Raw genomic sequence first — 26633 nt, forward strand, 5'->3', positions numbered from 1 at the left:
GCTTGTCCATTATGCAAGAACTCGAGAGCGCCGAAGGGGCACTCTCGTGATAGCGGGCAGATCATTGGGGCCATTGAACGTACCTGCCGACTCCGTCCCTTAAATATTAGGGTTAAAAACAGGTGAACGACTGGATTCTTCTTAAATCGAACCCCGAGTAGACCCATCTTCTTCCTGTCCATCGGAAACCGGCGACCGAGGTGCGGCCGACGAAGGTCGGAAAAAACCAGAAGCCGGGCCCGAATCTCGGCCAAATATAGGTGATGCGAAACAAACATCCTCTGATCGCTCCCGGGTCAACAGCAAAGGCACTCGCCATAGGTTGTTGGGGGATCGTGGTTGGAGGCGGGGATAAGGGCCCTTGCAGTGGTCCCTGAGGTCCTTGCGGCGGCATAAATGCCATATTGGGTTCACTCCTTAATCGGGTTATATGGGTTTAGGTGTACAGCAGCGTGATGACAAGCAATTCGAAGAGGACAAGGGGCAGGATGACATTATTGTAGTAACCGGGGCCGAAGCCGCGCTGGTTTTCGTAGCCGGACAGACTCAAATACAGAATCCCCTTCTCGCAATGCATGATCGTCCCTTCAAAAACATCACCGTCGAGCGTTTCGACGCGAACCATCTGATTCGCATGCTGCTTGCAAAGACGGTGAATATGATCGCGAACCGATTTGATGTTGTGCATCATGTTGGGTTCAGCTTGATACAAGGTTTGTTCCTGGTGTCCGGGATATTGAATGCTCATATTGAAAAAGACCCCCATCGTTATTAGTCATACCTAGTTTCCATCCTATGCGGATGCCTAGAGAGGGGTGCTCTTGAATTTCCCGCATGGGCAAATAAGCAGATTAGTGATACGATTTAGATCAATATATGAATTGAGGAAGTGAGCGTTAGTCGTGATCAATATAACCATTCCCAAGGTGGACATTACCATTACCAAGCAGGCTGCTCCGGAGTTGAGCCACATTTACGGATTTACGGATTTTCACCTGATTCCAAGAGATCGGGGCGGGATTTTCATGTTCTACAACAGCAAGGAGGAACTCCTGTTTGTTGGCAAAGCAAGAAAGCTAAGACCGCGGATCAAGAAGCATTTTGAAGATAACGTCTCTCCGATGAAGGAGCATCGGGATGAGGTGACAAGAATCGAGGTCTGCGTCATTGAAGACGCCGTTCATCGAGAGATCTATGAAACCTATATCATTAATGAATTCAAGGCCAAATATAATGTAGACAAGGTGTTTTTTAAGTAAGGAATACGAAGGATAAAAAAACAAGAAGCAATAGACGTGGCCCGAGTAAAGCCCCGCGTTTATTGCTTTTTTTGTGTTGTGAAAAAAAATTAAAGAAATATTTAAATATTCCTTTACAGGAATATTCCTATCGTGGTATATTGTTATCAGGAAGTACGGCACCATTAAATCAGCAAAAAAAAGAGGTGATGATGGTGACATGGACAGAGAGAACAGACCATCACCGTAAACGCTATAGCAGCGGGTCTGTACCAGTCATCACAACAAGATGGAACTAACAACATTTAACGCTTTAGCCGAACCGAACCGTTTTCGTATTGTGGATCTCTTGCTGAAGGGGCCTTTAACGGTTGGAGAAATCGCTGAACGTCTTGATATTCGGCAGCCACAAGCCTCCAAGCATCTGAAGGTGCTGCTGGAAGCCGGGCTGGTGGAGGTAAGGGCGGAGGCGAACCGGCGGAACTACATGCTGCGGTCGGAGCCGTTTGTAGAACTGGACCATTGGCTCCATAATTACCGAAGCATATGGAACGAGCGCTTTGACAACTTGGATAACTACTTAGAGAAACTGCAATCGAAAGGAACAGGTAAGAAACAGGATTAACACCTAATATGAGGAGGAATGGATAATGACAAACCAAATGATTACGCGGGTTGAAGGGGAAGTACTTGTATTGGAGCGTGAGTTTAATGCACCTAGGGAGCTGGTATTCAAGGTGTTTACGGATGGAGAGCATCTTAAGCAGTGGTGGGGGCCTCGTGGATGGGAGGTTACCGTATCCAATATGGATTTCCGTCCGGGCGGCTCGTGGCATTACTGCATGAAGTGTTTGGATAAGAACCAGGGGGATTTCTACGGCATGGAATCCTGGGGCAAATCGGTGTACCAGGAGATCGAAGAGCCGGAGAAAATTGTTCTTATCGATTATTTTTCCGATGCGGAAGGCACCATTGCTGAGGGAATGCCTGCCCCTATCTCTACGATGACCTTTATGGAGCAGGATGGGAAGACCAAGCTGATCAACCGGGCAGTGTACGATTCTCCGGAGGCTCTCAAAACCGTGCTGGATATGGGAATGGAAGAAGGCATTACCCAAACTTGGGATCGCCTGGAGGAATACTTGGCAGCAAAGCAGTAAGCCAAGCTCAAATACAGGGTTAAAAGGAAACATGAAATGGCCGGAATCCGCATGGATGCCGGCCATTTTTGAATTTCTTATGCATCGAATCCACAGGATTCTCGTTATCAGTTAACTTGTAACTTGAAAAATCCCTGTTAAAAGTTCAATATAAAGATAATTGAATGATAGATAACGATGTTGACTGTCCTAAGGCATGAAACAACGATAACCTTTTGCCTGCGGTTCTAACCCTGCGGCAAAGCATAATAGGAGGAAATCATGATGGAGATTGGAGTTAGCTCGTTCGTAGAGAATTGGCCGGATGTGACGACAGGCGAAGTGATGAGCCATGCACAGCGGCTGCGCGAGGTTGTTGAGGAAATCGTGCTGGCTGATCAGGTGGGATTGGATGTGTATGGGGTAGGCGAGCATCACCGTAAGGATTATGCGGCATCTTCGCCTGCGGTTGTGCTCGCTGCGGCTGCGTCGCAGACGAAGTGGATTCGGCTAACCAGTGCGGTGACGGTGCTGTCCTCCGCTGATCCGGTGCGGGTGTTTCAGGATTTCGCCACCTTGGATGCCATCTCGAACGGCCGTGCCGAGATTATGGCGGGCAGAGGTTCGTTCATCGAATCGTTCCCGTTATTCGGCTATGATCTGAGCCATTATGATGAGCTGTTCGAGGAGAAGCTGGAGCTGCTGCTCAAAATCCGCGAGTCGGAAAAAGTAACCTGGCAGGGCGGGCATCGCCCTGCGATTCATAACTTAGGCGTCTACCCGCGGCCGGTTCAGAATCCGCTGCCGGTGTGGATTGGCAGCGGAGGCAATTCGGAATCGGTCGTAAGGGCAGGCCTGCTCGGTTTGCCGCTGGTGCTGGCAATTATCGGCGGCAGTCCCCTGCAGTTCGCGCCGCTGGTCAAGCTGTATAAAGAAGCGGCAGCTCATGCCGGGCACGATGTATCGAAGCTGCCGATCGGCTCGCATTCCCATGGATTCATTGCGGAAGAAACCGAGCTGGCAGCGGACAAGTTCTTCCCATCCACCCAAGCCAGCATGAATGTATTGGGACGGGAGCGGGGCTGGGGATACTATGACCGCGCAAGATTCGATGCGGCACGAAGCTTCGAAGGTGCGCTCTATGTGGGGGACCCGGAGACGGTCGCCCAAAAAATCATTCACCTGCGCAAGCATGTGGGCATTACCCGCTTTATGCTGCACGTGCCCGTCGGAACGATGCCTCATGATGAAGTCATGCGAGCCATTGAACTGCTGGGAACCGAAGTCGCCCCTCGGGTGCGCAAGGAAATCGACCGCTGGGAAGCGGCTGGTGAACCTGCGGAATAAGCTGGCAGCACTTTTATTGCGATGAAACGGAAATAAACGTAACTTTTTTTCGGACCCTACCGTTTATGAATTAAACGGACAAGGTGGTGTACATCTTGCGGGTGGCCAAATATTTTGTGCTGTGGTTCGTATTTATATGGATGTTTACCGGTGCGATCGTAGGCTTGGAGTATATCGAAGGATATAAGATTGCAACGACGGAATATTACGGCCTTCGTAATATGGGTTTGGTGTTGGTGATCATCCCGATCTTCTTATCATCGATCCTATATCCGGTGATCGTGCTCCCGTTGTCGTGGCTAATCGGCATGATTCGACGGGTTAGGACTTCACTCATCCTGTATGCTCTGCTGTATGCCGTGCTATGGGCCGGGGCTGGGGCTTTCCTGTTTTACGAATTCTATCAGGTTCGATTCATACAGGAATATGAGCTCCATGTCAGCACCGCAGTTATTCTGTTCGGGGTGGTCGGCTCGGTCTACGCTTGGATCGAGTGGAGATTATTGCATAGATTTGTTACGACGGTTTGAGGTTCAACAAGAGACCGCTTCGGGGCCCAAAGGGCTACCCTGGCGGTCTCTTGCTGTCATTCTCCTCGCTATTAAACTGCATCTCGACGGACTCGCTTGCCGCAGGCAGCTCCATGCCTTGTTCCCAGATGAGAATCCGGTCATCCGGCGTCCCCAGATAAAGGGCCTTGATCTGAACGCCTTCGCCAAAGCTCTTCTCATAGGCATTCCGCTCTTTAATATCATTGAAATAGTACATGTTGGATAATCCCATATTCGCGAACTTTTTCGACTTGATGATGGGACGCTTGGGTGTCATATACAAGTTTCCGTCGGCATCCGAGTCGATGCTAGCTTGATTGACGTTGTAGCCGTCGGTCATCTTCACATGATAGACAATGCGCCCATCCTTCAGCTGGCTGATATCGGATACTTGCATAACGCGGGTAGGCACGCTCGTAATGTTCCATTTGAACAGACCGACATACACGAGGAACAGGAGTCCAACCGCTAGGCAAGTAATCAATAAACCCTTGGAAAACGAGATCCACTTGGTGCGCGACCACTGGGCGGCAACTTGCTGCAAACCGGCTCCCTCCTGTTTGTTTTGCTCGATTGTTTGGGCCGGCAAGGGCATAGGGGAACTCATATGGCTCAGCACCTCACGGCAATCCGGGCAATCCGCTAGATGCCCTTCTACCAGGGCTTTGGTGTCCGCGCTGCACACATCATCATAGTACAAGGGCAGCAAATCCTGAATAATATCACACGAAACTCGGCTCACGGTCGGTTCTCCTCCTTGTACAGGCTTTGAATTTTTTGCTTGGCTCGAAAGAAGGTGACTCTTGCCCAGCTCTCGGTTTTTTCGAACAGCTGACTGATTTCGCCAAAAGACAACTCCCCGAATACCCGCAGCGTGAACACCTCTTTATACGGCTCGTCCATCAAGTGCAGAATCTGGTGGATTCGGAAAGCCTCTGCTTTATCGACGGTTTGCCATGCGATATCCAAATCGCTGCTGTGCTCGACCTGCGGTGCCGGCTCATATCGCTTTTGCTTATCAAGATAGGAGAAGTATGTATGTTTAGCGATTTGGCAGAGCCAAACGCTTAGTTTGCACGTACCTTGAAACGAATCGATATGCTTCAGCGCTTTGAAAAACGTCTCCTGTGTGAGTTCTTCCGCAACATGTTCATCTCTGCTAAGCGACAGCAGGAACAGATACACATCTTGAAAGTGTTGATGGTATATCTGGTGCAAATCCGCCACCTGTTCACCTCCTTGCCTATATGACCGGGCCGTGGCCGATTCGTTACAAGAACTTGAGAAAAAAGTTTTAGCCGGGCGATCTTCTTTATAGCGGATACCATTCGAAGCCGCCTCTATGTCGTTGGGTTGCTCCTTTCTCTTCTGGACAAATGTCCTTCTCATTATACGATCAACTGCCATGATAAGAGCAACGAGAAGAAGATGCCGGGGGAAAGGGGCCTATTTTTTGTTAAATGCTTGACAGAGCATACCCAAGAGGAATATGATAAGCTCATCAAATGACAGTAAGTACTGACATTCCTGTAGAAAGAGGGAGGGCCTTCATGGAGCATAGTGACAACCTGACCACGGATGATAAGCTGCTGCTGGCCGCGATCGACCTCATCTCTCGGAAGGGCTACAACGGGGTAACCACGATGGAAATCGCTACGGCTGCCGGCTTAAGCGAGAAAACCTTGTTTCGTAAATTCGGCAGCAAGCAGAACCTCCTGGAAACGGCTTTTGAACGCTATCATTATGGTCAAGAAATGACAAAGCTGTTTGAAGAGAAGCTGGTAGGAGACTTAAGCGAAGACCTGCTGCTTATCAGCCGGACGTATCACGAGCTGATGATTCGGAATCGGAAGCTGATCACGATCAGCGTGAAGGAGAACGATAATTTACCGGGCTTGCGGGAGATTACCAGTAAACATCCCAAACAATACATGGATGTATTGACGAAGTATTTTACCGTGATGACGGAGAAGGGCAAAGTGATCGCAGGGGATCCGGAGCTGCGGGCCATTTCGTTCATGATGATGAACTTCGGGGCGTTTATGAATGAGCTCGACTCGGAGGAACTCTTCTCTTCCGTGACGCTGGATGCCTTTATCGAGGAAAGTGTACGGATTTTTGCTAGGGCGTTAACCCCCTAGTATTTTTTTCAAACGTTATGTCAGTAAGTACTGACAGTCAATATGGTTGCCTATCGAATTCATAACAAGGTAATGAGAGGTGGTTCAGGAGATGGAAACACAGAGATTAATGCGCGTCGTGATGTTCACATTATGTCTGTCCGCCATGAGCGGATTGATGTTTAACTTCGTGCTCCCGGACATGCGGGAGGAATTCGGCCTGACGACAGCTCAAGTCAGCTGGGTCAGTTCTTCATACTCCTTGATCTATGGTGTTGGAACGGTCCTCTATGGGAAGCTCACGGAGCGGATTCAACTTCGAAATCTGATTACGATCGGTCTGCTCTTGTTCGCGGTCGGATCGCTGGTCGGCCTGTTCTCGCAGGTGTTCTGGATGGTGTTGGTCAGCAGAAGTCTGCAGGCCGTTGGAGCTGCGGCGATTCCGGCAACGGCGATGTTAATTCCGGTACGCTACATTGCACCCGAGCGAAGGGGCTCGGCTATGGCTACGGCATTCGTGGGATTGTCCATCGGCAGTGCGCTGGGTCCCATTGTGTCTTCGCTTGTAGCCAGTATTGCGGACTGGCGCTGGTTATTCAGTATTCCGCTGCTGATCTTAATTACGATTCCTTTATATCGGAAATATTTGAAGGAAGAAGAACTTCAGTCCTCCGGCCCATTCGATTGGTTAGGAGGCGGATTGTTAGCGGCGGCGGTCACCTTTCTCCTGCTTGGCGTCACGAACGGATCCTGGTGGCAGCCTCTTCTTGGGGTGCTGGCTATAGGGCTGTTGATCATACGCATTCGCACGGCTGCCGCACCGTTTGTAGATCCAGGCTTATTCCGGAACAAAAGCTATACCATCCGCTTAATCGTGATGTTTATCGTCAGTGGCATCGGGTTCTCTCTGCATTTTCTAAGTCCGTTGTTATTGTCGGAGGTGCAGGGGCTTTCACCGGGGTGGATCGGATTTGTCATGGTACCGGCTGCAATCGCATCAGCCTTGCTGGGTAAGGCAGGCGGAAGACTTGCGGACGGGAGGGGGGACACGTATCTCTTCCTTGTGGCCGTCGGATTATTGCTGGCATGCTTTGCGCTGCTGTCTTCCTTCATTGGCATATCGCCTGTTCTGATCGCGATCTTCCTAATCTTCGGACATGTGGGGCAGACGTTTGCGATGATTGCGTTATCCAATTCCGTTTCGCTCAGCCTGCACAAGGAACAAGCGGGAGTCGGGATGGGACTGATGCAGATGCTGAATTTTATATCGGCAGGCATGGCCTCAGTCGTGTACGGCAAGATGCTGGATATCAAGTCCGGCATCCACTGGAATCCCGTCCATCTCTACACGGAAGGGAATCTCTATAGCAACATATACCTCGCTTTGGCTGTGCTGCTGATAGCCATCATGCTGTTCTATTATGTTCAGTTCGGTCAAAGAGAGTCCAAGGGGATTGGATTGGAAAGTCCAAATTAAGCATTTCATGCAACATTATCATACATTATGGAGGAGATTTACATGACAACGACCTTATTTATCAAAGCCAATAACCGCCAAGGGTCCGTAACGGGGAGACTATACGACGCATTCCTGGAGAGCTATCAGGCGGCCCATCCGAAGGATACGGTAATTGAAGTGGATCTGTATAAAGAGCATATCCCGTACTTGGATGATGTGATGATAAACGGGAATTTCAAGTCTGCTATGGGAATGGACCTTACACCCGAAGAAAAGGCGATGAGTGATATTGTCACAAAACATCTGGAGCAGTTCATAGCCGCAGACAAGGTCGTGTTTGCATTTCCGCTATGGAATCTGACCGTTCCCGCCGTTCTGCATTCGTACTTGGACTACATGCACCATCCGCGCAAAACCTTCAAGTATACGGAACAAGGCTTGGTGGGGCTCTTATCCGATAAAAAGGCGGCATTGTTGAATGCTAGAGGCGGCGTATATGCGGAAGGAGACACATCCGAGATGGCGGTAAGCTTCGTTAAGAATCACCTGAATGTATTCGGCATCACGAATGTGACGACCCTTGTGATTGAAGGGCATAATCAATTCCGCGACCGGAGTGAGGAGATTATCGAGCAGGGACTGCGGCAAGCTGCAGAAGCAGCTCAAGGATTTTGAGACAGGGTGCAGTAGATTAGAAGGGGAGTTCAGCCAACCACCGGCTGGGCTCTTTTTTATTTGTATGGATGGTTGTACGCAGAAGGATAATCCGCAACCTTCGAGAATATCATGTGGCATAGGCGTGAGGGGAAACGGGAAGGTGTTGATAGAGGGATGTCGACATACGAGTATTATAAAAAGATATTCGCGGAAATCCCGAGGCCGTTCGCCTTGGTGGATCTGGACATGCTGGATGACAATGTACGGGCGATTGCGCAGGCTGCTGGGGGCAAGAAGGTACGGCTGGCCAGCAAATCGATCCGCTCCGTGGACGTGCTGCATCGTATCCTGAATTCGGATTCCATGTTTCAAGGGATTATGTGTTATACCGCAGCGGAAGCCGTATTTCTGTCAGGGCAGGGCTTCGATGATTTGCTGCTTGGCTATCCGCAGTGGCAGCCGGCAGCCATTCGATCCATCGTGGATCTGGTCAGCGAAGGCCGCTCGATTACCTTCATGGTGGACAGTGTGGAGCATGTTGAGCACATCGAACAGTTCGCCAAACAACAGAGAACCGTTACTCCGCTATGCATCGATCTGGATATGTCGGTTCATTATCCCGGCCTCCACTTCGGTGTATGGCGATCGCCCGTCGATTCGTGGGAGAGCATGTATCCCATTGTAGAACGGATTATCCGCTCCCCTTGGCTTCGTCTGGACGGCATCATGGGTTACGAGGCTCAGGTAGCGGGCGTGGGTGATCATGCCGCCGGAAAATATGTAAAGAATACGATGGTCCGGTGGCTGAAGAGCCGGTCCATCGTCGAGGTTGCCAAGCGGAGGCAGGAAGTTGTGGAGCGGCTTAACGCCATGGGAATCCGGCTCCGTTTCGTCAATGCAGGGGGAACCGGAAGTTTGGACAGCTCCCGGAAGGAAGCGTGGGTAACCGAGATTACGGCCGGATCGGGCTTCTATGCGCCGGGGTTGTTCGACCATTACGCGTCATTCCGTTATAAGCCGGCAGCAGCTTATGCCATAGAGGTGGTACGCATACCGAAGGCAGGGATCGTGACCTGTATGGGCGGGGGATACACAGCATCGGGAACAGCGGATAAGGATAAGCTGGCGAAGCCTTATTTGCCTGAAGGACTGGAGCTGTTCTCGCTGGAGGGCGCCGGTGAGGTGCAAACGCCGCTGCGCTTGCCTGCCCATGTGAAGCTCGGCCTGGGAGATCCGGTGTTCTTCCGTCATGCGAAGGCCGGGGAACTGTGCGAACGATTCAAGCTGCTGTATGCGGTGTCGCAAGGTCGTATCGTGGGTGAATATGCCACCTACCGTGGAATGGGGGAGTGTTTTCTATGAAGCAGGTCCAATGGTCCAATTGGTCAGGGTCGGTACGAACCAATCCAAGAACGGTGCTGTATCCTGCATCCATTCCGGAAGTCGTGAAAATGGTCCAGATGTGCCGGCAGGAGGGCAGGCGGCTGCGAGTGGCCGGCTCAGGACATTCTTTTACTCCCATTGCTGCATCCGAAGACTGCCTGGTCTCCCTGGACGCCATGCAGGGACTGGTCCATGTCGACGCTGAAGCCGGAACAGCCACCGTGTGGGCGGGGACGAAGCTGAAGCTGCTCGGCGAGCTGCTGTTCCAGCATGGGCTGGCACAGGAGAATCTCGGCGATATTGATGTGCAATCCATTGCGGGGGCTATTAGTACGGGGACGCACGGTACGGGCCGGGAATTCGGGAATATATCAACGCAGGTTGTCGGACTTATGGTGGTGACCGGTACAGGCGAGGTGCTGGAGTGCAGTAGGGAGTCGCACCCCGATAAGTTCAAGGCGCTGCAGGTTTCCCTTGGGTCACTCGGCATTATCGTGCAAGTGACGTTGAGGCTGGAGCCGGCTTACAAAATCGAATATGAAAGCCGGAGAGTAACCTTCGACGAGTGTTTGAAACAGCAGGCTCGATTAGCGGAGGAGAACCGTCATTTCGAGTTTTATTGGTTCCCTTATGCGGAGCCGTGCCAGATCAAGCTGATGAATAAGACGGATCAAGAAGTGACGGAACATCGGGTCAGGGATTATATCAGTGAAGTGTTGGTGGAGAATACCCTTTTCGGTCTAATCTCGGAGCTTTGCCGGATGGTACCGAAGGTAAGCCCGTATGTCAGCCGTTTCTCGGCGTCACAGGTTCCGCTCGGGCGTAAAGTGAATTACAGCCATCGTTTGTTTGCGACCCAGCGGCTCGTCCGTTTCAACGAGATGGAGTATAACATTCCGGCAGAGTCGATGAATGCGGTTATTGAAGACATGCGTACAGAACTGTCGCGTGGCAAGTTTCACGTGCATTTTCCTGTGGAATGCCGCTATGCCAAGAGCGATGATATTTGGTTAAGCCCCGCTTATGGCCGGGATTCCGCCTACATTGCGATTCATATGTACAAAGGCATGCCGTATGAAGACTACTTCCATGCGATGGAGCGCATCTTTCTCCGGTATGGCGGCCGGCCGCATTGGGGAAAAATGCATCATCTTGAGGCTGCCCACCTGAGGGAGCTGTATCCGATGTGGGAAGCATTCCGTGCGGTTCGGGAAGAGCTGGACCCGGATGGTATTCTGCTGAGTGATTATATGGGCAGGCTGTTCGATGTGTCGGGGACTGTCTCCGATTCGGTCAGTGATATTGGCTAGAACCTTATCAATCCACTTGCATAAAATCGTCCTTAGATGGCTGGCTTGTTTTCCATCGCCCAAGGGCGATTTTTTTGTTGTTCGATGTTCGCTCCCGAAAGGCGGCAAGAAGCGAATAGATCACTTCTGAAACAGGGAGAATAAGCGTCGTTATGCTGATTCGCAAGCAGCTAGCACTTGTAATTGGAAATCAATTGGGATGGACAAGGCAAAAGATCTTCTTTATAATCAATAAATAGTTACCGAAGGTAACCATTTTGAACGGAGGTCTCGTATGGACGCCCACAGACATTTTTTCCATAAATACTTTACGCTGTATCGCCCTTTCGTCAATGAGCTGAACCGTAAGCTTGAAGACTATAACCTGTATTATGCCCAGTGGTCCATTATGTACTATCTGGATGTTTACCAGTCGATGACTTTGGTGGAGCTATCCAAAATGCTGTACGTGGAGAAGCCCACGGTTACCAGAACCGTGAACGCGCTGATCAAACTCGACTATGTGGAGCAAATTCCGGTGCGTGATAAACGGGAGAAGCGCATTCAGTTATCCAAGACGGGAGTTGGCGTTGTCCAGCAAGTCCGCAAGGTGTTCGACCAATATGAACAGGAGATTATGGAAGGCGTCTCTACGGAGGATCAGGCCACGGTTATCCGTGTGATGGAGACGGTCAGAGACAACATTATTAGAAAAGGTGATTAACTTGGAGCAAGCAGACTCGCGAGAACGATTGTGGAGCAAGGATTTTTTGATTGTGTTTGGCGTCAACTTCCTGCTCTTTTTATGTTTTTATTTATTAGTGGTGATTATGTCCTCGTATGCGAAAAATGAGTTTCATGCATCAACAGGAATGGCTGGCCTGGCTTCCAGCATTTTTGTCGTGGGCGCATTGATTGGACGGTTGATCGGGGGCAGCATCATTGAGAGGGTCGGGCGCAAAAAACTTCTCTTTACCGGTCTGATCGCCTTCAGCGTTCTTATCGGGTTATATTTCATCGTAAACAGCTTGAGCGTGCTGCTCATTGTCCGGTTCTTCCACGGTATGGCCTTTGCACTCGCTTCAACGGCTACAGGCACGATTGCCGCCAGCCTGATACCGAACTCCAGAAGGGGGGAAGGCACGGGGTATTATGGGGTGAGTATCATTATCGCATCGGCCATAGGCCCTTTTATTGGCCTGATGATTAACGAACATGCTTCGATGACGGCTAACTTCACGCTGTGCGCGGTACTGGGTGTTCTCTCTTTGCTGTCCGCATTCTTTATCAATATACCGAAACTGATGCTGACCGCTGAACAAAAGAAGGATCTGCAAGGCTTGAAGCTATCCAACTTTATTGAACCGAAAGCACTGCCGATTTCGCTGGTCAGCTTCGTCATGGGTTTCGGATATTCCAGCATTTTAACGTACCTCATGATCTTTGCCGGGCAGATCAGTTTGGCTCAAGTAGCCAGTTATTTCTTTATTGTCTATGCCATTGTGGTCATTCTGTCGAGACCGTTCACGGGCCGGTGGTTTGACCAGAGAGGGGCCAACGTGGTGATGTACCCCGCGATTCTTTCGTTCGCGATTGGCATGGTGCTGCTCAGTCAAGCCCATCATGGTCCGACCTTGCTGCTCTCGGCCGTATTCGTCGGTCTGGGCTACGGTACGACGCAGTCCAGCGCTCAGGCCCTAGCCATCAAGCGTTCACCGGCTCACCGGATCGGACTTGCGACGTCGACCTTTTATATTTTCGTAGATGTAGGCATCGGGTTCGGTCCCTTTATTCTCGGCTTCCTGACGCCGCTTGTCGGTTTCCGGGGCATGTACATCGCGATGGCGATCCTACTCGCTGCGGGTATTGTACTGTATCACTTCTTAGTTGGGAAAACAGAAAAAGACGGAAACGATGGGCATGCTGTCGTGCAATCATCAACCATATAAACGGAGGAAAGACTGCCTTTGCGGCAGTCTTTTTTGTGTAGTCATGAACAGATAGGCAAGGTGGACTAAATAAGATGAGGAAGGAAATCCTAAGTAGAAAACGAAAAAGGTGAATGCACGTGAAGTCAAGTTTAACCTTCTGTCTGCTCCTTCTATGCGGCCTCCTCATCTCAGCCTCGGAAAGCCCAGCGCATGCACAACCAGAAGGAAAGCCTAGAGAGGAGCAGCTCGAGAAGGCCATGCTGCAGCAGTTATACCCGGTTATCCGATCAGCACTTCAGGATATATTGCACGAGACCTATCCTTCTTTTGGCTGCGAACGGATTCTATCCATCAACGAGCGGACAACGGTGACGGAGGATGACCATCATGCAAGTCCGGTTGATGCGATGCACGGGGCTAGCTATTTTGAGATTACGGTGGGCCTATGCAAGGGAAGCGGGGAGAAGATCGAGCTGCGTTTCAAGAATGATACGCCAACGGCGCAGTATTATTTGGACTTGTTCCATGTAAGGTAGACTCCTTCTGCTGACATGACTAGCCCAGAAAGAATGATTTTAATCATTTTCTGCGAATCACAGAGCTTCAACCTATAGTAAAATTAGTCATGATTTGTGATGCTGCTTGTTACAAGGCTATGAAGGAGTGAATGACCTATGGCGCATGCAAATGATGTTCTAATGAATCAACTGTTAGCGAATGCGAATGATCCCAGCTGGCATATCCCATTCCAGCAATCCGTGGAACATCTGACCGAGGATGAAGCGTTTTGGACACCTGCCAACGATAGTCACAGCATTGTCGAGATCATACAGCATCTGCTGTATTGGAATGAAACGTGGCAGTCCCGGTACCGCGAATCGCGGATCGATGCCGTGCCCTCGATTGGAGACAATCATCAAAGCTTTATCATTCCGGATAACGCAACCTTTACAGAGTTGAGAGACCGGTTGATAGCGGTCTTATTACAGTGGCAGGAGCTGCTGACAGAGAGCAAGCTGGAGCAGGTAGTGAACGGGTTTCCGGAGCCGGCCAAGTGGTGGGAGATCGTGAGCAATGCTGCTACACACAATGCCTATCATATCGGTCAGATTGTATATATCCGGAAGCTGCAGAAGAGCTGTAAAGCTTTGGAATGGTAATCTATGGTTTTTTACACCTGCACACGAAAAATGCATGGATGGAACCCGAATCATCTCTGGGCCCAACCATGCACCTCGCTTACAACGCTTCTTTAATTACCCGTTTATAGAACATGACCGATAACAATCCGAATATGGAATACAGCGCCGTATACAGCAGCATAACCATGACCATGGGCAGCCACAGCTCGGTTCCGAAGAAGAACCAGCCGGATTTAACGGCAAAGTAACTGTGGGACAACCCGACGATCAGCGGAATGCCGAAATTGAACAGCTGCTTGATCTGAATCCCCTTCAGCAGGTTTCCTTGAGTAAAGCCCAGTTTCCGGAGAATGGTATAATTCGGCTTCTCCTCTTCACCTTCATCCATCTGCTTAAAGTACAGGATGCATCCTGAAGTAATCAGGAAGGTAAGTCCCAGGAATCCCACGATGAACATCATCAAGCCCATATTGCTTTTCTGGTTGAAGGCCATTTCAGTCTGAGAGAGGTTCCCTGTTTCCTCGCTAATGCCGAGGCTCTTAAAGATCTGATTGGCCTGATCTACAGCGTTTGGATCCACAATATCAATGCCGAGATAGACATTAGTCTTCTTCTGGATCTTCGGATCCAAATCCTGAGCCAGCTTATCAAATACGGTCTGATCCACAATCGCTGTCGGAAGCCCGCCGCTTGCATAATAATAGGATACGTAGGCTTCCTTGTCCAAGCCGATCAGCTTCTGCTTAAAGCTTTGTTTAGGACTTATAAGTTCAATTTCTCCTGTGGTCTGAATCGCCATAAATTGCTGGATCGCGTCACTATATCCCGTGAACAGCGTCTCTCCGGGGGAAACATCCTTGCCCTTCACGCTGGCATCACTGATTACCGGGATGATCATGGAACTGGAATCCACTTGCCCAGATATCTCCAGGCTGGCCCCGATAATGTCGGATAGGTCCGCATTTACCTGGATTACGTCCCGTTCGGTCTTCTTAAATTCGATATCTTCATCCGTAAGTGCCTGGATAAAGGCAGAAAAATCCTTCTGGTCCGCTACCGCAAAATGGTTGGGTACGCTTTGCTCGGCCGATTTCTCCGCAGAATAGTAAGAAATATAGCTGAGTGACAGTAGTCCGATCGCGAGTGCGGATACGGTCGTAATGATGGTCAGCAGCAGCGCATTCGATTTCATGCGGAACATGATGGAGGAGAGGGACAGCACATCGTTCAGGGACAAATAACCGCCCTTGCTCTTTCGGATGGCGTTGAATAGAAAGCTGACCGACCCTTTATAGAACAGATAAGTCCCGATGATAACCGATCCCAAGATTAGGATCATAGCCATGAACAGCTCGTTCATGGTGGTGAAATCACCACTGAACAGCTTGGTCGACACATAATAACCGAGAAGTATGAGTCCGATGCCGAGCAATCCGAACAACATTTCGGCGAAGGACATTTTCTTAATTTGGTTCTCGGTTGTCGATACCGCGTGGAAGAGGGACAGAATGCTCTGTCTTTTGATGAACGTATAATTCATGATCATAATCAGCACGTAGATGACGGCAAACACAATGACGGTTTGGATCATCGCCTCGCTGGAGAAGGATAGAGCCGCCTCGGTATCAACGCCGGTGACCTTGAACAGAATCATCAAGATTAACCGTGAAGCCGCGAAGCCGGCAAAGATGCCGATGACCATCGAGCCGAAATACAGAATCAGGTTCTCTGCACTAAGGATTCGGAATATCTTGCCTTTGGTCAGTCCGATGAGCTGAAACAGTCCGATCTCTTTACTGCGCCGCTTAATGAAAATCGTGTTGGCATACAGCAGGAATATCGCCACGATGACTACTAACAGCACGGAGGCGGCGCCGAGCGCAGCCGCCCCCTTAACGGAGCCTTTCGCTTCATCCATCGCCGGATCATATTGCAGCGTGACAAACGCGAAGTACAGACCCACGCTGAAGATGAGCGCAAATACATACAGATAATAATTCTTGATATTTTTCTTCAAATTCCGGTAGATCAGATAATTAATGTTCATGCTGAACACCGCCTAGCACGCCTTGAGTCTTGATGATGTCATTGAAGAAGGCCTGCCGGGATTGCTCGCCCTTGTTCAGCTGGGTGTAGATCTGTCCGTCCTTAATGAAGACCACCCTAGTGCAATAGCTGGCGGCCACGGGATCATGGGTAACCATGATGATCGTGGAGTCGATCTTCTGATTTAATTCGCTTAGCTTATTCAACAGATCGGATGCAGACTTCGAGTCCAGCGCTCCCGTCGGCTCATCCGCAAAAATAATGCTCGGATCATGGATGAATGCACGGGCCGCGGAGGTCCGCTGCTTCTGTCCTCCCGAGATCTGGTTGGGATATTTATCCTTGAGCTCATAGATGCCAAGCTCGGTCGCGATTCTTTGGAACTTCTGATCGGCTTCCTTTTTGGATACCTTCTTAATGGAGAGCGGCAGCAGTACATTTTCCTTGACAGTTAGTGTATCCAGCAGATTGTACTCTTGAAAAATAAATCCCAGATGGTGCTTCCGGAACTCCGCCAGCTCCTTCTCCTTGAGGCCCGTAAACTCTTTACCCTCAATTTTGATGCTGCCGAGGCTTACTTTATCGATCGAGGAGAGCACGTTCAGCAGCGTGGTTTTCCCTGAGCCCGAAGCGCCCATGATGCTGACGAACTCGCCTTTGTCCACGCGGATGTCGATGCCCTTCAGCACTTCCTGTTTATTGAATTTGTTGCCGTAGCTTTTATGAATTTGGTTTGCTTCAAGAATTGCCAATTTCACTCACTCCTTTGTTATCTGTCCTTATCATAAAGGAGTCGAGGGGCCTTTTCCTTCGATTCGCCGAACAAAGCTCAAAAGCATGTGACATTGTTGTCACATGCCGGTAATGCTTACGACATCATTCCGTTTCGGAAAGATCAAGGTGAAGGTGGTGCCGATCCCCGGCTTCGATTCCACCTGGATGCGAATCAGCAGGGCATCGGCTACTTTTTGCGTCAGATAGAGCCCCATGCCGGTTGCGGCGCTGTCCTGATGCGAGGTGGTTGACGTGAAGCCTTTGTCGAAAATCCGGGGCATGTCCTTCGGATCTATGCCGCGTCCGGAATCCTGGATGGTGAGCCTGACATGATCATCCTTGAGATCGCTCTCGATGATGATGTCCGAAGCGTTGCTGTATTTGACCGCGTTGGTCAACAGCTGGCGGACGATAAAGCCCAGCCATTTCGCATCGCTGAGCACTTCCGTTACCTCAAGGGAAACGTCAAATCCGATGCCCTTCTGCATGCACCAGGACTTGAGCGCACGTATTTCCTGGAAGATGATCGGCTCCAGCGCGGCTACCTCGATCAACAGATCATTCCGGATAAAGGGGATGCGCTTCTGGTGCAGCTGCTGGTCAAGCAGCAGATGGATGCGGAGCCACTCATACTGGAGCTGCGCTTTTAACGTCTCATCTTCCATGCGTTCGATCATCAGCTGCATGGTGGTGAGCGGCGTTTTCACTTCGTGAATCCAGGATAACAGCTCGTCCTTCTCCCCTTGCATCTCCGTCAGACGCGTGGAGGATTCCTTCTTGAAGCGCTCGGTCTGAAGGGAGAGAATATCCATGGCAATCGCTTCAAAGGGACGCTCCGGTTCGCTGATGGCGGCTAAATCGTAGGTGTCATCCCACGCCCGGAGGCTTTTGTAGAACTTGGTTTCCCGGTTGTATCTGACGACCAGAAACACGATGAAGAACAATGTCGACAAAAAAACGATATAGAGGATGGACAGAAAAGGGATCTGGGAGTCCACGGCGGCTATGAACAGAAACAGCAGCTTCAGAAACAGGAAGAACAGAATCCAGCTTAGTCTTTCCCGGATGTAGGCCATCATCATGCATGGGCCTCTTCCGTGGCGATATAACCTTGTCCCACCTTCGTTTCGATGTAAGGATCAAGACCGAGGGGCTCCAGCTTCTTGCGCAGCCGATTGACGTTGACCGTTAAGGTATTATCGCTGACAAAATGCTCGTTGTCCCATAAGCTTTTGATCAGATCTTCCCGGCTGACGATTTGATTCTTTCGCTCCATAAGGATTTTCAGAATGAACATTTCATTCTTAGTCAGTTCAGCGGTCCCCTGAGGGCTGCTAATCGTATTTTTACCGAATTCGACGGTGGCTCCACGCCATGTTCTTAGCTCGGTCCGTTCGGTGTTGTAATTGTATACCCGGCGCAGCGTGGCCTGGATCTTGGCAATCAGGACATCAAAGTGGAACGGCTTCTGAATGAAATCATCGGCTCCAAGCTGCATGGACATAACCATATCGGTCGGATGATCGCGGGAAGACAAGAAGATAATCGGCACGTTCGAGTGGGAGCGAATCATTCGGCACCAATGGAACCCGTCAAACTTCGGCAGCTGGATGTCGATAATGACCAGGTCGGGTTGAACCGCTGTAAATTCCTGAAGTACGGCGCTGAAATCGCGGACGCCGTAAACGTCATACGACCATTGCGCAAGGCGCTCCTGCACTTCATGGAATAGGGTCACGTCGTCTTCGATTAACATAATTTTAAACAAGAGATTCACCACGCTTTATAAGGTTGTTCAGGTTGTTCAAAGCCACTTTGCAAACCTTCCCGGCTGAAAAGTTGACTGTTGAACTTGCACTTTAGGATCAGCATTTCATTCCCAGTGTATAGCAAAATGTCGATATGTGCTATCAGTGGGCACCCTTCCGCTGTGCGCATAGGACGAGGCTTAAATACCTATTTACAAACATTTCCTCCCTTCCCATAATAGAAATGAGCCTATGACCTGGGAGGGGAAAAATATCGTTATGTATAAGAAGTTCAAATGGTTGACTGTACTCGTTGCAGCTGTGCTGGTTGTCATGACAGGATGTCAGGCAGTCGGGGGACTGGATATCAACAAGGCGCTGCTTACAAGTCTTGATGTTAAATCCAGTGAATCCAAGGCAAGTATTCGATTCGAGGTGGTGCCATCAGACAAGGCCCTATCGACTGAAGATAAAGAAGCGATTGATCTCATCAATTCGTTATCCCTGAATATGGATCATGCCATCGTACAGGATAGCAAAACGGTGTCCATTCAGGGCAGTGTCCAATATTCGGACAAGAAGATTCCACTTCATATATCTATGGATTCCAAAGGAATGGCGATTCAATTGGAAGGCGCCAAGCAGCCGTTCTATCTATCGATGGATACGACCGTTCCCGGGCTGCCTGATACCAGTCAGTATGAGCAGGCGATTCAAGATGTCGTGAAGAAGGCGGCAGGGCTTGTGCTGAAGCATTTCCCGAATCCATCGACAATCACGGTGAAGTCCGCTCAGGAGAAGGTGAACGGGGAAAGCTTGAACCTGACGCATCTCCATATGGAGCTGACGGGCGAAGAGATCTTGAACATGGTTAAACCTTTCGCCGAAAGTCTGCTTAAAGACGAAGCCGGTTTGAAGCAGGTGATCGGCGATGCTTATGATGCCATTTATCCGATGATGACCAGCATCGGCGAGGCCTACGGCGAAGACGTAGAGCTCCTGCCGCAGGAATCCAAGGAAGAGGTCGTTGCGTCGCTCTACGATATCGTGCATGGCGGACTGATCGAATTCACGGAGAACTATGATGAACAGAAGAAACAGTTATTGGAGGAGCTTCCGGGATCCGAAACCGTATTTGGCAAGGATACCATCCTCAAACTGGACTATTTCTTCGATGACCAGCTGAACACACGCAAGAGTGCGCTGGAGCTGAACGTTGCACTTCCGGCTTCCGAGGAACTGCCATTGAAGTCCTTCAAGGTTTATTCTGAGAGTGAAGCATGGAACATCGGCGGTGCGGTAAAAGCGAATCAGGTAGACACGTCCAAAGGCGTGCTGGACGTCCTGAACGGAACGGTGACGCCAGGCCAAGTGCTGCGGAACTTCGAGAAGGATTCCATCATCTATAACGTGTTGAAGGATGACCTGAAGATTACGCAAAAAATGATGTTCCTCAGCCCCTCGAGCGATGATTATGGATATGGTGTCATCAAGAAGAACAATCAGAGCTTCGTTCCGCTTCGTTACCTGGCAGATCAGTTGGATGCCGAAGTAAAGTGGGTCAAAGGCTCGAAGAAAATTACAGTCATCAATGATCTGACAGGGGAAGAAATCGTATTGACCGTAGGCTCCAAAACAGCCAGCGTCGGCGGTAAAAATGTGACGCTGCAGGAAGCTCCATTCGTTCATAGCAATGGATCTACCTACGTTCCGCTCCGGTTTATGGCAGAAGCGCTCGGTGCAACGCTTCATCTGGAGGGCGACGGCTGGATTTCGGTTCAACGTGATTAATGATGATGGTTATTGGTAACGGGCATGCCTAGGTATGCCTGTTACGAAACGTATACAAGTTAAAGTAGGGGGCTGTTTCCTATCATCTTGGGATGATGGAAACAGCCTTTTTGTCATTATACTTCCTTCATCGGATTTAACTGTACCGGTACAATTGGTATTATTTCAAATCGTAACGGAGTTCTTCCTGCCGTAAGATAAGTAGCAAATGCATCAGCCTTCTGGTTGTCATGCAAAAGAGAAGATGAAGGAGAACACATATCATGAATACACCGCATACAAGCCGTGCCTATGCCGCTGCGTTAGGATATACGGCTATCATTGGTTTTTCGTTTATGTTTGTGAAGTTGGCGCTGATCGTTGCTAACCCGCTGGATACGCTGGCACACCGGTTCACCATTTCGTTCATTGTTGCATCGATTGCGCTCCTCATGGCCCGTAGAAAGGTCAAGCTGGATCTGAAACGGCTGCTGACCATCGTGCCGCTGGCCATATTCTATCCGTTCCTGTTCTTTACGCTGCAAACCTTCGGTTTGGTTTACACCTCCTCGGCCGAGGCCGGGATCATACACGCTACCGTACCGATCTTTACGTTGCTCTTGGCGTCACTGTTTTTGAAGGAACGCTCCAGCTGGGCACAAAAGCTGTTTACCGTGTTGTCAGTGACAGGGATCATCTCTATATTCGTGCTGAAGGGCGTTTCCTTCGAGACATCAAGTACGCTCGGGATTGTATTAATTCTGCTGTCGGCGCTTTCCAACGCGATATACAGCGTGATGGCCCGCAAGTTGACGCAGAAGCAGTCGGTACTGGATATTACGTTCATCATGTCACTGATCGGATTCGTGCTGTTTAACCTGATGTCGGCCGCTCAACATGCTGCGCAGGGGACGATCGTACATTATTTTGATCCGTTTTTGCATCCGTCCTTCGTATGGGCCGTTCTGTATCTTGGCGTGTTGTCCTCCCTTGGAACATCGCTACTGTCAAATTACGCATTGTCCCAGATGGAGGCATCCCGGATGGGCATCTTTAACAATCTGGCCACCGTGGTCACGATCTTTGGAGGTGTCGCCTTCTTGAATGAAGAGCTGGCTTATTATCATGTCATCGGGGCAGCGCTCGTCATTATCGGCGTGATCGGAACCAGCCTTGCAGGGAGAGCCAAGAGCGCTAGGCGGAAATCGCTCGAACGGAACGAATCCAAACCTGCTTAAGTGTCCCGAAGGGTCATCAAGATTTGTAGAGAACTACTTTCGTTAGACCCCTAAAAAATAGGCTTGAGATATTAGGCAGTACCTAATAAAATAAGGTGTGAGCTAATATTTGAATGGAACGGGAGGGGGACCCTTTGCTCGAATGGATGCTACGTAATGTGATGGCGGAGAGAGGGATATGGTCGGGAGCGGCTTTGGCGCGGCTGATGAAAGAAAAGGCGAATTACAGCCTGTCAGCTGCTTCCATTAGTGCCTTGCTGACGAACCAGCCCAGGCAGATGAAGGCAGAGACGTTAGATGCCCTTTGCACAACCTTAGAGTGTACTCCAGGTGACTTATGGGTGCATACACCTCCTTCTAGAACTAAGGGGGCTTAAGGAAATGACGGTAAAAGCTATTGTGCCATTCGGTGATCCGATCTTGCGAAAGATCGCCCGGCCAGTCGATACCGTAAATGCCAGAGCATTGAAGATTCTGGATGATATGGCTGAGACGCTGTATGACAGCGAAGGGCGCGCTGGTCTTGCCGCACCACAAGTCGGTATATTACGAAGACTTATTGTCATGGACTGCGGAGAAGGATTGATCGAGCTGATTAATCCAGAAATCGTAGAGATGGACGGGGAACAGATAGGCCCCGAAGCTTGTCTCTCTTATCCAGGGTATTATGGATATGTGAAGAGAGCCAATAAGGTTAAGGTAAAGACATGGAATCGTCAAGGCGAGACGGTGATTCTGGAAGGCGAAGATTATCTGGCCAGATGTATGCAGCACGAGATTGATCACCTGAACGGCATATTGTTTGTGGACCATGTACGGGATGGATGGTTGTATCATGAGGAGACCCATCAACGTATCGAGCTGTTTCCTGTCATTGGGTTATCCAATACAGGGACATAACGGACATGTAGACTCTCTTATGAGAAAAAATAGAACGGCCGGTTGTTTTTATATCCGGCCGTTTTTGTATATCATGCACGGCTATACTGGGGTCATAAATTTAGAAGGTTGACGGAACAGAATTGTCGTGATATTATTATCTTAAATTAAAGATGTTTTAAATCAAAATAATAATTCATGAAGGTTGGGCAAACACTTTCTAAATAGAAGAGACGGAGGAATTTAATCATGAACGGATTAAAAGGAATTCACCACGTAACAGCCATTACGAGCAGTGCCGAGAAGAACTACGAGTTTTTCACCTATGTGCTTGGAATGCGGCTCGTGAAGAAGACGGTTAATCAGGACGATATTCAGACATACCACCTGTTCTTTGCAGATGACAAGGGCAGTGCCGGCACAGATATGACCTTCTTCGATTTTCCGGGGATCCCGCAGGGCAGACATGGTACAGACGAGATTTACAAAACCTCGTTTCGTGTCCCTAACGATGCAGCGCTCGAATATTGGGTCAAGCGATTTGACCGGATGGATGTGAAGCATCAAGGCATTCAAGAGTTGTTTGGCAAAAAGACACTCGCCTTTGTGGATTTTGACGATCAGCAGTATCAGCTCATCTCCGATGAGAACAACGAGGGTGTGGCTTCAGGAACTCCTTGGCAGAAGGGACCAATTCCGCTGGAGCATGCGATTACAGGACTCGGCCCGGTGTTTGTACGGGTGTCCAACTTCGATCATTTCAAGGAAATGATGGAGAAAGTACTCCAATTTACTGAAATCGGCAAGGAAGGTTCGCTTCATCTGTTTGAGGTGGGTGAAGGGGGCAATGGCGCACAGGTGGTTGTCGAGTACAACGCCGTGCTTCCTAGAGCCCAGCAGGGCTTCGGCACTGTACACCACGCGGCCTTCCGGGTCGAGGATCGCTCGGTGCTGGAACATTGGATCAAGCGTCTGGACGACTTCCAGTTCCATACGTCAGGCTTTGTAGACCGCTATTTCTTCCAGTCCCTGTATGCGCGAGTTGCACCGCAAATTCTGTTTGAGTTCGCAACCGACGGTCCGGGCTTTATGGGTGACGAGCCATATGAAACGCTGGGCGAGAAGTTGTCCCTGCCTCCGTTCCTGGAGCCAAAGCGCGAGCAGATCGAGCGTATGGTGCGTCCAATCGATACCGTTCGCAGCACGAAGGAATTCGTGAAGGAATAATGTAATGAATCTCAAGAAGCAATCCGCTTGTTTACGACAAGGGCGGATTGCTTTTTTTGTATCGCTGAAATAATGGCTCTTACTATTCATTTCACTTCATCCGAACCAAACGGATGATCCACGATATACAGCCAGCTTCCGTCAGGTTGCTGTCTCACGATCTCGGAGGTATGTCCTTGCAGCACCAGCGGTTGGCCATCCGGGTCTGTCGTCTGCAGGGTGAACCGAGCACGCATCATAGCGATATTTTCAAACGGGATACAGTATAAATTGGTGGAGATCATCGTACCCTTCAGATGCAGCAGTTCCTCCAAAGTATGACGAAAGGAATGAATTCCGATCTCCAAGCTTCCATTGCTGTGGACATGAATACTGTCCGGTTCATACAACGCCAACACCTGATCGATGTCCCCTGAGTTATACGCGTCAGCAAATGCAGCATTCATATCCTCGGGCTTCCAGACTCGGATTGCGGGAATGGATGGTTTCATTGAATCTCCTCTTTCTGTATGATGATAGCAATAGCCTATCTGAAAATGAAAGCTGTGATAAGTACGCACAATTTTATGACATAGTCATCTATTTATGACAATGACCAAGGGGGTTAAGCAATACATATGCCATATCAGGATGAGAGGTATGGGTGCCCGGCTGAAGTGGGCTTGCACATGATTAGTGGGAAGTGGAAGCCCCGAGTACTGTATGAACTGTTTCAGGAAACCCTGCGTTTTGGTGAGCTGCATCGGAGAATACCTGAAGTATCAAGGCATGTGCTTACTGTGCAATTGCGGGAGTTAGAGGAGAGCGGCATCGTAAAACGGACGGTGTATCAAGAGGTACCTCCCAAGGTGGAGTACTCGATAACGGAGTTCGGTACCCATTTTAAAGCAGTGCTTGAGCAAATGGTCAATCTAGGCCAATTGTATATTGATTCTCAACAAGTCCCAAATAACGAATAGTACTTCAAGATAGCCTTGATCAAGAATTACCCCATGCTGCACACACTTACCGATTAAGTACATCAATTCTGGTTTAAATACAAATACTGTATAGGAATGGATGACTTAATAGCCTGAGGTGGAGCATTATGAAAGGGAGTTTATTCAAGAACATTGTGTTTACGGTTTCGGCCGTTATCATTGCCATTCTTGCTATTCTAGGGGCTGCTATGCCCGGAGCTTTCGGTGAAGTGGCAGGGTATTTGTACAGGTTCACAACGAATACGTTCGGCTGGTTCTATCTGCTCTCGATCTTTGTGATTATTATTTTTCTGATCTGGGTGGCAGCCAGTAAATACGGCACGATTCGTCTTGGCGGAGATAAGGAGAAGCCCGAGTATCCGTTCTTCACCTGGATCGGAATGCTGTTCTCTGCGGGGTTTGGTGTAGGGCTGGTATTTTGGGGCGTGGCTGAACCTATGAGCCATTTTTTTAAGACACCCTTCGGCGGCGTCGAAGCACAAGGTGTGGACGCGGCACGTGTGGCTATGGGCTATTCCTTTTTTCATTGGGGCATTAGTCAGTGGTCTGTGTTTGCCCTTGTCGGACTTGTGATCGCGTTTCTTCAGTTCCGTAAGCAGAAGGATGGGCTGGTGTCTACAGCGCTTGAGCCTGTCACCGGCTCGAAGCGTAGTGTGAAGAATACGATTGATATCCTCGCGGTGATTGCAACTGTCATGGGCATCGCGACCTCCATAGGACTTGGCGTTCTGCAGATGAGCGGTGGTTTGAACACCATTATGGGGGTGAACAACGGTGTCGGGTTGCAGTTAATGATGCTGGGGCTTATTTTCGTTGCTTATATGATCTCGTCGACAACGGGGCTGGATAAAGGGATTAAATACTTAAGCAACCTGAACCTCGCGATGGCGCTCATTTTTTTATTGTTTGTGTTTGTTAGTGGCCCCTCCGTTTTTATTCTGGAGACCTTTACATTGGCACTGGGCGACTACATTACGAACTTCGTATCGTACAGCCTGCGGCTTCAACCCTACGCCGAAGGCACATGGGTACGGGAATGGACGATCTTTTACTGGGCTTGGGCGATTGCTTGGTCGCCGTATGTAGGAGCTTTCGTGGCGAGGGTATCCAGGGGAAGAACGGTTCGCGAATTCATTGTGGGCGTGATGGTCGTGCCGCCGGTCATTGCTTGTCTGTGGATCGCTGTGTTTGGCGGGACCGCCATCTGGTTTGATCTTCATGAGAACACCGGGATTGCGGCAGCCGTTAATGCGGATGTCACGTCGGCACTGTTCCAATTGTTCAACCAATTGCCGTTTTCATCCGTCATGAACGTGCTGGCGATTATACTCATTCTGACGTTCTTGGTGACATCGGCCGACTCAGCAACCTACATCTTATCCAGCATGACCACCTACGGCAGCCTGAACCCTCCTCAAATGGCAAAAATCGTGTGGGGCACGCTCATGGCAGCCATTGCCGGCGTCCTGCTGTTTGCAGGCGGACTGGAGGCATTGCAGACGGCTTCGTTGATCGCGGCCTTGCCATTCACGGTGCTGCTGCTGTTGTTGATCATTGCCGTGGTGAAGCTGCTGAGACGCGAGCCGATTCCGATTCGGAAGGCCGATCTAAAACGGTTCCGCCGTCTGGAGGAAGCGGCCAACCGGGACAGGAAGTGAAGATAAGGGCGAGGCGGAACGTTTTTTTATTACCTGCGCGACATAGAGGGCATCCAT

30 protein-coding genes are annotated in these 26633 nt (G+C 49.8%); 21 read left to right on the top strand and 9 right to left on the bottom strand.

Annotated elements, in window-relative coordinates; translation table 11 throughout:
• Positions 1 to 112 precede the first annotated feature (112 nt).
• The gene (locus ACETK5_RS28390) at positions 113 to 403 is read right to left on the bottom strand and encodes a transporter (protein ID WP_100541202.1); all 291 of its coding nucleotides are present in this window, start codon (positions 401 to 403) and stop codon (positions 113 to 115) included.
• Positions 404 to 436: 33 nt separating this feature from the next.
• Positions 437 to 748 carry a hypothetical protein gene (locus tag ACETK5_RS28395; RefSeq protein WP_100541201.1) on the bottom strand — a complete coding sequence of 104 codons (312 nt, stop codon included), beginning with the start codon at positions 746 to 748 and terminating at the stop codon, positions 437 to 439.
• Positions 749 to 902: 154 nt separating this feature from the next.
• Between ACETK5_RS28395 and ACETK5_RS28400 the strand changes: the two genes are divergently transcribed.
• The 5 genes from ACETK5_RS28400 to ACETK5_RS28420 all read left to right on the top strand — a co-directional run bounded on the left by ACETK5_RS28400 (position 903) and on the right by ACETK5_RS28420 (position 4254).
• Positions 903 to 1259 (top strand): nucleotide excision repair endonuclease, encoded by a 357-nt coding sequence (locus tag ACETK5_RS28400; RefSeq protein WP_100541200.1) that lies wholly within the window; start codon positions 903 to 905, stop codon positions 1257 to 1259.
• A gap of 268 nt (positions 1260 to 1527) precedes the next feature.
• Positions 1528 to 1863 carry an ArsR/SmtB family transcription factor gene (locus ACETK5_RS28405; protein WP_394059273.1) on the top strand — a complete coding sequence of 112 codons (336 nt, stop codon included), beginning with the start codon at positions 1528 to 1530 and terminating at the stop codon, positions 1861 to 1863.
• Positions 1864 to 1888: 25 nt separating this feature from the next.
• On the top strand, positions 1889 to 2398 hold the full coding sequence (locus ACETK5_RS28410) for an SRPBCC domain-containing protein (protein ID WP_326118578.1): 510 nt from the start codon (positions 1889 to 1891) through the stop codon (positions 2396 to 2398).
• A 264-nt stretch (positions 2399 to 2662) separates the two neighbouring features.
• The gene (locus ACETK5_RS28415) at positions 2663 to 3724 is read left to right on the top strand and encodes an LLM class flavin-dependent oxidoreductase (protein WP_394059275.1); all 1062 of its coding nucleotides are present in this window, start codon (positions 2663 to 2665) and stop codon (positions 3722 to 3724) included.
• Between the two features lie 101 nt (positions 3725 to 3825).
• Complete coding sequence (locus ACETK5_RS28420; RefSeq protein WP_243391005.1) at positions 3826 to 4254, top strand: phosphoethanolamine transferase CptA; 429 nt, start codon at positions 3826 to 3828, stop codon at positions 4252 to 4254.
• A gap of 34 nt (positions 4255 to 4288) precedes the next feature.
• On the opposite strand, the gene ACETK5_RS28425 is transcribed toward ACETK5_RS28420, so the two are convergent.
• Both ACETK5_RS28425 and ACETK5_RS28430 read right to left on the bottom strand, forming a co-directional pair.
• Positions 4289 to 5017, bottom strand: coding sequence for a zf-HC2 domain-containing protein (locus ACETK5_RS28425; RefSeq protein WP_100541196.1), 729 nt, complete (start codon positions 5015 to 5017; stop codon positions 4289 to 4291).
• Positions 5014 to 5502 (bottom strand): RNA polymerase sigma factor, encoded by a 489-nt coding sequence (locus ACETK5_RS28430; protein WP_100541195.1) that lies wholly within the window; start codon positions 5500 to 5502, stop codon positions 5014 to 5016. Before ACETK5_RS28430 ends, ACETK5_RS28425 begins: the two co-directional genes overlap by 4 nt.
• A 323-nt stretch (positions 5503 to 5825) precedes the next feature.
• On the opposite strand from ACETK5_RS28430, the gene ACETK5_RS28435 reads away from it, so the two are divergent.
• The 9 genes from ACETK5_RS28435 to ACETK5_RS28475 all read left to right on the top strand — a co-directional run bounded on the left by ACETK5_RS28435 (position 5826) and on the right by ACETK5_RS28475 (position 14274).
• A complete protein-coding gene (locus ACETK5_RS28435; protein ID WP_100541194.1) occupies positions 5826 to 6416 on the top strand; it encodes a TetR/AcrR family transcriptional regulator in 591 nt (196 codons plus the stop codon).
• Between the two features lie 91 nt (positions 6417 to 6507).
• The gene (locus ACETK5_RS28440; protein ID WP_100541193.1) at positions 6508 to 7872 is read left to right on the top strand and encodes an MFS transporter; all 1365 of its coding nucleotides are present in this window, start codon (positions 6508 to 6510) and stop codon (positions 7870 to 7872) included.
• 42 nt (positions 7873 to 7914) lie between these two features.
• A complete protein-coding gene (locus tag ACETK5_RS28445; protein ID WP_100541192.1) occupies positions 7915 to 8529 on the top strand; it encodes an FMN-dependent NADH-azoreductase in 615 nt (204 codons plus the stop codon).
• 156 nt (positions 8530 to 8685) lie between these two features.
• Positions 8686 to 9873, top strand: coding sequence for an amino acid deaminase/aldolase (locus tag ACETK5_RS28450; protein WP_100541191.1), 1188 nt, complete (start codon positions 8686 to 8688; stop codon positions 9871 to 9873).
• Positions 9870 to 11204 (top strand): D-arabinono-1,4-lactone oxidase, encoded by a 1335-nt coding sequence (locus ACETK5_RS28455; RefSeq protein ID WP_100541190.1) that lies wholly within the window; start codon positions 9870 to 9872, stop codon positions 11202 to 11204. The genes ACETK5_RS28450 and ACETK5_RS28455 overlap by 4 nt, the downstream gene beginning before the upstream one ends.
• 274 nt (positions 11205 to 11478) lie before the next feature.
• Positions 11479 to 11907, top strand: coding sequence for a MarR family winged helix-turn-helix transcriptional regulator (locus tag ACETK5_RS28460; protein WP_100541189.1), 429 nt, complete (start codon positions 11479 to 11481; stop codon positions 11905 to 11907).
• Complete coding sequence (locus tag ACETK5_RS28465; RefSeq protein WP_100541188.1) at positions 11900 to 13132, top strand: MFS transporter; 1233 nt, start codon at positions 11900 to 11902, stop codon at positions 13130 to 13132. Before ACETK5_RS28460 ends, ACETK5_RS28465 begins: the two co-directional genes overlap by 8 nt.
• A 119-nt stretch (positions 13133 to 13251) precedes the next feature.
• The gene (locus ACETK5_RS28470) at positions 13252 to 13650 is read left to right on the top strand and encodes a hypothetical protein (protein ID WP_243390994.1); all 399 of its coding nucleotides are present in this window, start codon (positions 13252 to 13254) and stop codon (positions 13648 to 13650) included.
• 138 nt (positions 13651 to 13788) lie between these two features.
• A complete protein-coding gene (locus ACETK5_RS28475) occupies positions 13789 to 14274 on the top strand; it encodes a DinB family protein (protein ID WP_100541186.1) in 486 nt (161 codons plus the stop codon).
• Between the two features lie 79 nt (positions 14275 to 14353).
• Here ACETK5_RS28475 and ACETK5_RS28480 read toward each other — a convergent pair whose 3' ends face one another.
• The 4 genes from ACETK5_RS28480 to ACETK5_RS28495 form a co-directional block, all read right to left on the bottom strand.
• Positions 14354 to 16303 (bottom strand): FtsX-like permease family protein, encoded by a 1950-nt coding sequence (locus ACETK5_RS28480; RefSeq protein WP_100541185.1) that lies wholly within the window; start codon positions 16301 to 16303, stop codon positions 14354 to 14356.
• Positions 16293 to 17054: an ABC transporter ATP-binding protein gene (locus tag ACETK5_RS28485; protein WP_100541184.1), complete on the bottom strand. Its 762-nt coding sequence runs from the start codon at positions 17052 to 17054 to the stop codon at positions 16293 to 16295. The genes ACETK5_RS28480 and ACETK5_RS28485 overlap by 11 nt, the downstream gene beginning before the upstream one ends.
• 99 nt (positions 17055 to 17153) lie before the next feature.
• On the bottom strand, positions 17154 to 18158 hold the full coding sequence (locus tag ACETK5_RS28490; RefSeq protein WP_100541183.1) for a sensor histidine kinase: 1005 nt from the start codon (positions 18156 to 18158) through the stop codon (positions 17154 to 17156).
• Positions 18155 to 18844: a response regulator transcription factor gene (locus ACETK5_RS28495; protein WP_100541364.1), complete on the bottom strand. Its 690-nt coding sequence runs from the start codon at positions 18842 to 18844 to the stop codon at positions 18155 to 18157. Before ACETK5_RS28495 ends, ACETK5_RS28490 begins: the two co-directional genes overlap by 4 nt.
• A gap of 259 nt (positions 18845 to 19103) precedes the next feature.
• Here ACETK5_RS28495 and ACETK5_RS28500 point away from each other — a divergent pair, with 259 nt between their 5' ends.
• The 5 genes from ACETK5_RS28500 to ACETK5_RS28520 all read left to right on the top strand — a co-directional run bounded on the left by ACETK5_RS28500 (position 19104) and on the right by ACETK5_RS28520 (position 23938).
• Entirely contained in the window at positions 19104 to 20615 is a 1512-nt protein-coding gene (locus tag ACETK5_RS28500; protein ID WP_394059282.1) for a copper amine oxidase N-terminal domain-containing protein, read from the top strand.
• A 263-nt stretch (positions 20616 to 20878) separates the two neighbouring features.
• Positions 20879 to 21832 (top strand): DMT family transporter, encoded by a 954-nt coding sequence (locus tag ACETK5_RS28505; protein WP_100541181.1) that lies wholly within the window; start codon positions 20879 to 20881, stop codon positions 21830 to 21832.
• Positions 21833 to 21966: 134 nt separating this feature from the next.
• Positions 21967 to 22209, top strand: coding sequence for a helix-turn-helix domain-containing protein (locus ACETK5_RS28510; RefSeq protein ID WP_071220536.1), 243 nt, complete (start codon positions 21967 to 21969; stop codon positions 22207 to 22209).
• A 4-nt stretch (positions 22210 to 22213) separates the two neighbouring features.
• On the top strand, positions 22214 to 22732 hold the full coding sequence (def, locus tag ACETK5_RS28515) for a peptide deformylase (protein ID WP_100541180.1): 519 nt from the start codon (positions 22214 to 22216) through the stop codon (positions 22730 to 22732).
• 228 nt (positions 22733 to 22960) lie between these two features.
• On the top strand, positions 22961 to 23938 hold the full coding sequence (locus ACETK5_RS28520) for a ring-cleaving dioxygenase (protein WP_100541179.1): 978 nt from the start codon (positions 22961 to 22963) through the stop codon (positions 23936 to 23938).
• A gap of 86 nt (positions 23939 to 24024) precedes the next feature.
• On the opposite strand, the gene ACETK5_RS28525 is transcribed toward ACETK5_RS28520, so the two are convergent.
• The gene (locus ACETK5_RS28525; RefSeq protein WP_100541178.1) at positions 24025 to 24429 is read right to left on the bottom strand and encodes a YybH family protein; all 405 of its coding nucleotides are present in this window, start codon (positions 24427 to 24429) and stop codon (positions 24025 to 24027) included.
• A 126-nt stretch (positions 24430 to 24555) separates the two neighbouring features.
• Here ACETK5_RS28525 and ACETK5_RS28530 point away from each other — a divergent pair, with 126 nt between their 5' ends.
• Complete coding sequence (locus tag ACETK5_RS28530) at positions 24556 to 24897, top strand: winged helix-turn-helix transcriptional regulator (protein ID WP_100541177.1); 342 nt, start codon at positions 24556 to 24558, stop codon at positions 24895 to 24897.
• A 128-nt stretch (positions 24898 to 25025) separates the two neighbouring features.
• A complete protein-coding gene (locus ACETK5_RS28535) occupies positions 25026 to 26576 on the top strand; it encodes a BCCT family transporter (protein WP_100541176.1) in 1551 nt (516 codons plus the stop codon).
• Positions 26577 to 26633 lie beyond the last annotated feature (57 nt).

Source organism: Paenibacillus ilasis (genome assembly GCF_043195395.1).
Classification (GTDB): Bacteria; Bacillota; Bacilli; order Paenibacillales; family Paenibacillaceae; genus Paenibacillus_AQ; species Paenibacillus_AQ lautus.

Bases quoted from the DNA above. Each gene is read 5' to 3' on its own strand.
- ACETK5_RS28390 (WP_100541202.1), bottom strand. From the start codon at position 403: ATGGCATTTATGCCGCCGCAAGGACCTCAGGGACCACTGCAAGGGCCC.
- ACETK5_RS28395 (WP_100541201.1), bottom strand. From the start codon at position 748: ATGAGCATTCAATATCCCGGACACCAGGAACAAACCTTGTATCAAGCT.
- ACETK5_RS28405 (WP_394059273.1), top strand. From the start codon at position 1,528: ATGGAACTAACAACATTTAACGCTTTAGCCGAACCGAACCGTTTTCGT.
- ACETK5_RS28410 (WP_326118578.1), top strand. From the start codon at position 1,889: ATGACAAACCAAATGATTACGCGGGTTGAAGGGGAAGTACTTGTATTG.
- ACETK5_RS28415 (WP_394059275.1), top strand. From the start codon at position 2,663: ATGGAGATTGGAGTTAGCTCGTTCGTAGAGAATTGGCCGGATGTGACG.
- ACETK5_RS28435 (WP_100541194.1), top strand. From the start codon at position 5,826: ATGGAGCATAGTGACAACCTGACCACGGATGATAAGCTGCTGCTGGCC.
- ACETK5_RS28440 (WP_100541193.1), top strand. From the start codon at position 6,508: ATGGAAACACAGAGATTAATGCGCGTCGTGATGTTCACATTATGTCTG.
- ACETK5_RS28445 (WP_100541192.1), top strand. From the start codon at position 7,915: ATGACAACGACCTTATTTATCAAAGCCAATAACCGCCAAGGGTCCGTA.
- ACETK5_RS28450 (WP_100541191.1), top strand. From the start codon at position 8,686: ATGTCGACATACGAGTATTATAAAAAGATATTCGCGGAAATCCCGAGG.
- ACETK5_RS28455 (WP_100541190.1), top strand. From the start codon at position 9,870: ATGAAGCAGGTCCAATGGTCCAATTGGTCAGGGTCGGTACGAACCAAT.
- ACETK5_RS28460 (WP_100541189.1), top strand. From the start codon at position 11,479: ATGGACGCCCACAGACATTTTTTCCATAAATACTTTACGCTGTATCGC.
- ACETK5_RS28475 (WP_100541186.1), top strand. From the start codon at position 13,789: ATGGCGCATGCAAATGATGTTCTAATGAATCAACTGTTAGCGAATGCG.
- ACETK5_RS28480 (WP_100541185.1), bottom strand. From the start codon at position 16,303: ATGAACATTAATTATCTGATCTACCGGAATTTGAAGAAAAATATCAAG.
- ACETK5_RS28490 (WP_100541183.1), bottom strand. From the start codon at position 18,158: ATGATGATGGCCTACATCCGGGAAAGACTAAGCTGGATTCTGTTCTTC.
- ACETK5_RS28500 (WP_394059282.1), top strand. From the start codon at position 19,104: ATGTATAAGAAGTTCAAATGGTTGACTGTACTCGTTGCAGCTGTGCTG.
- ACETK5_RS28505 (WP_100541181.1), top strand. From the start codon at position 20,879: ATGAATACACCGCATACAAGCCGTGCCTATGCCGCTGCGTTAGGATAT.
- def (WP_100541180.1), top strand. From the start codon at position 22,214: ATGACGGTAAAAGCTATTGTGCCATTCGGTGATCCGATCTTGCGAAAG.
- ACETK5_RS28520 (WP_100541179.1), top strand. From the start codon at position 22,961: ATGAACGGATTAAAAGGAATTCACCACGTAACAGCCATTACGAGCAGT.
- ACETK5_RS28525 (WP_100541178.1), bottom strand. From the start codon at position 24,429: ATGAAACCATCCATTCCCGCAATCCGAGTCTGGAAGCCCGAGGATATG.
- ACETK5_RS28530 (WP_100541177.1), top strand. From the start codon at position 24,556: ATGCCATATCAGGATGAGAGGTATGGGTGCCCGGCTGAAGTGGGCTTG.
- ACETK5_RS28535 (WP_100541176.1), top strand. From the start codon at position 25,026: ATGAAAGGGAGTTTATTCAAGAACATTGTGTTTACGGTTTCGGCCGTT.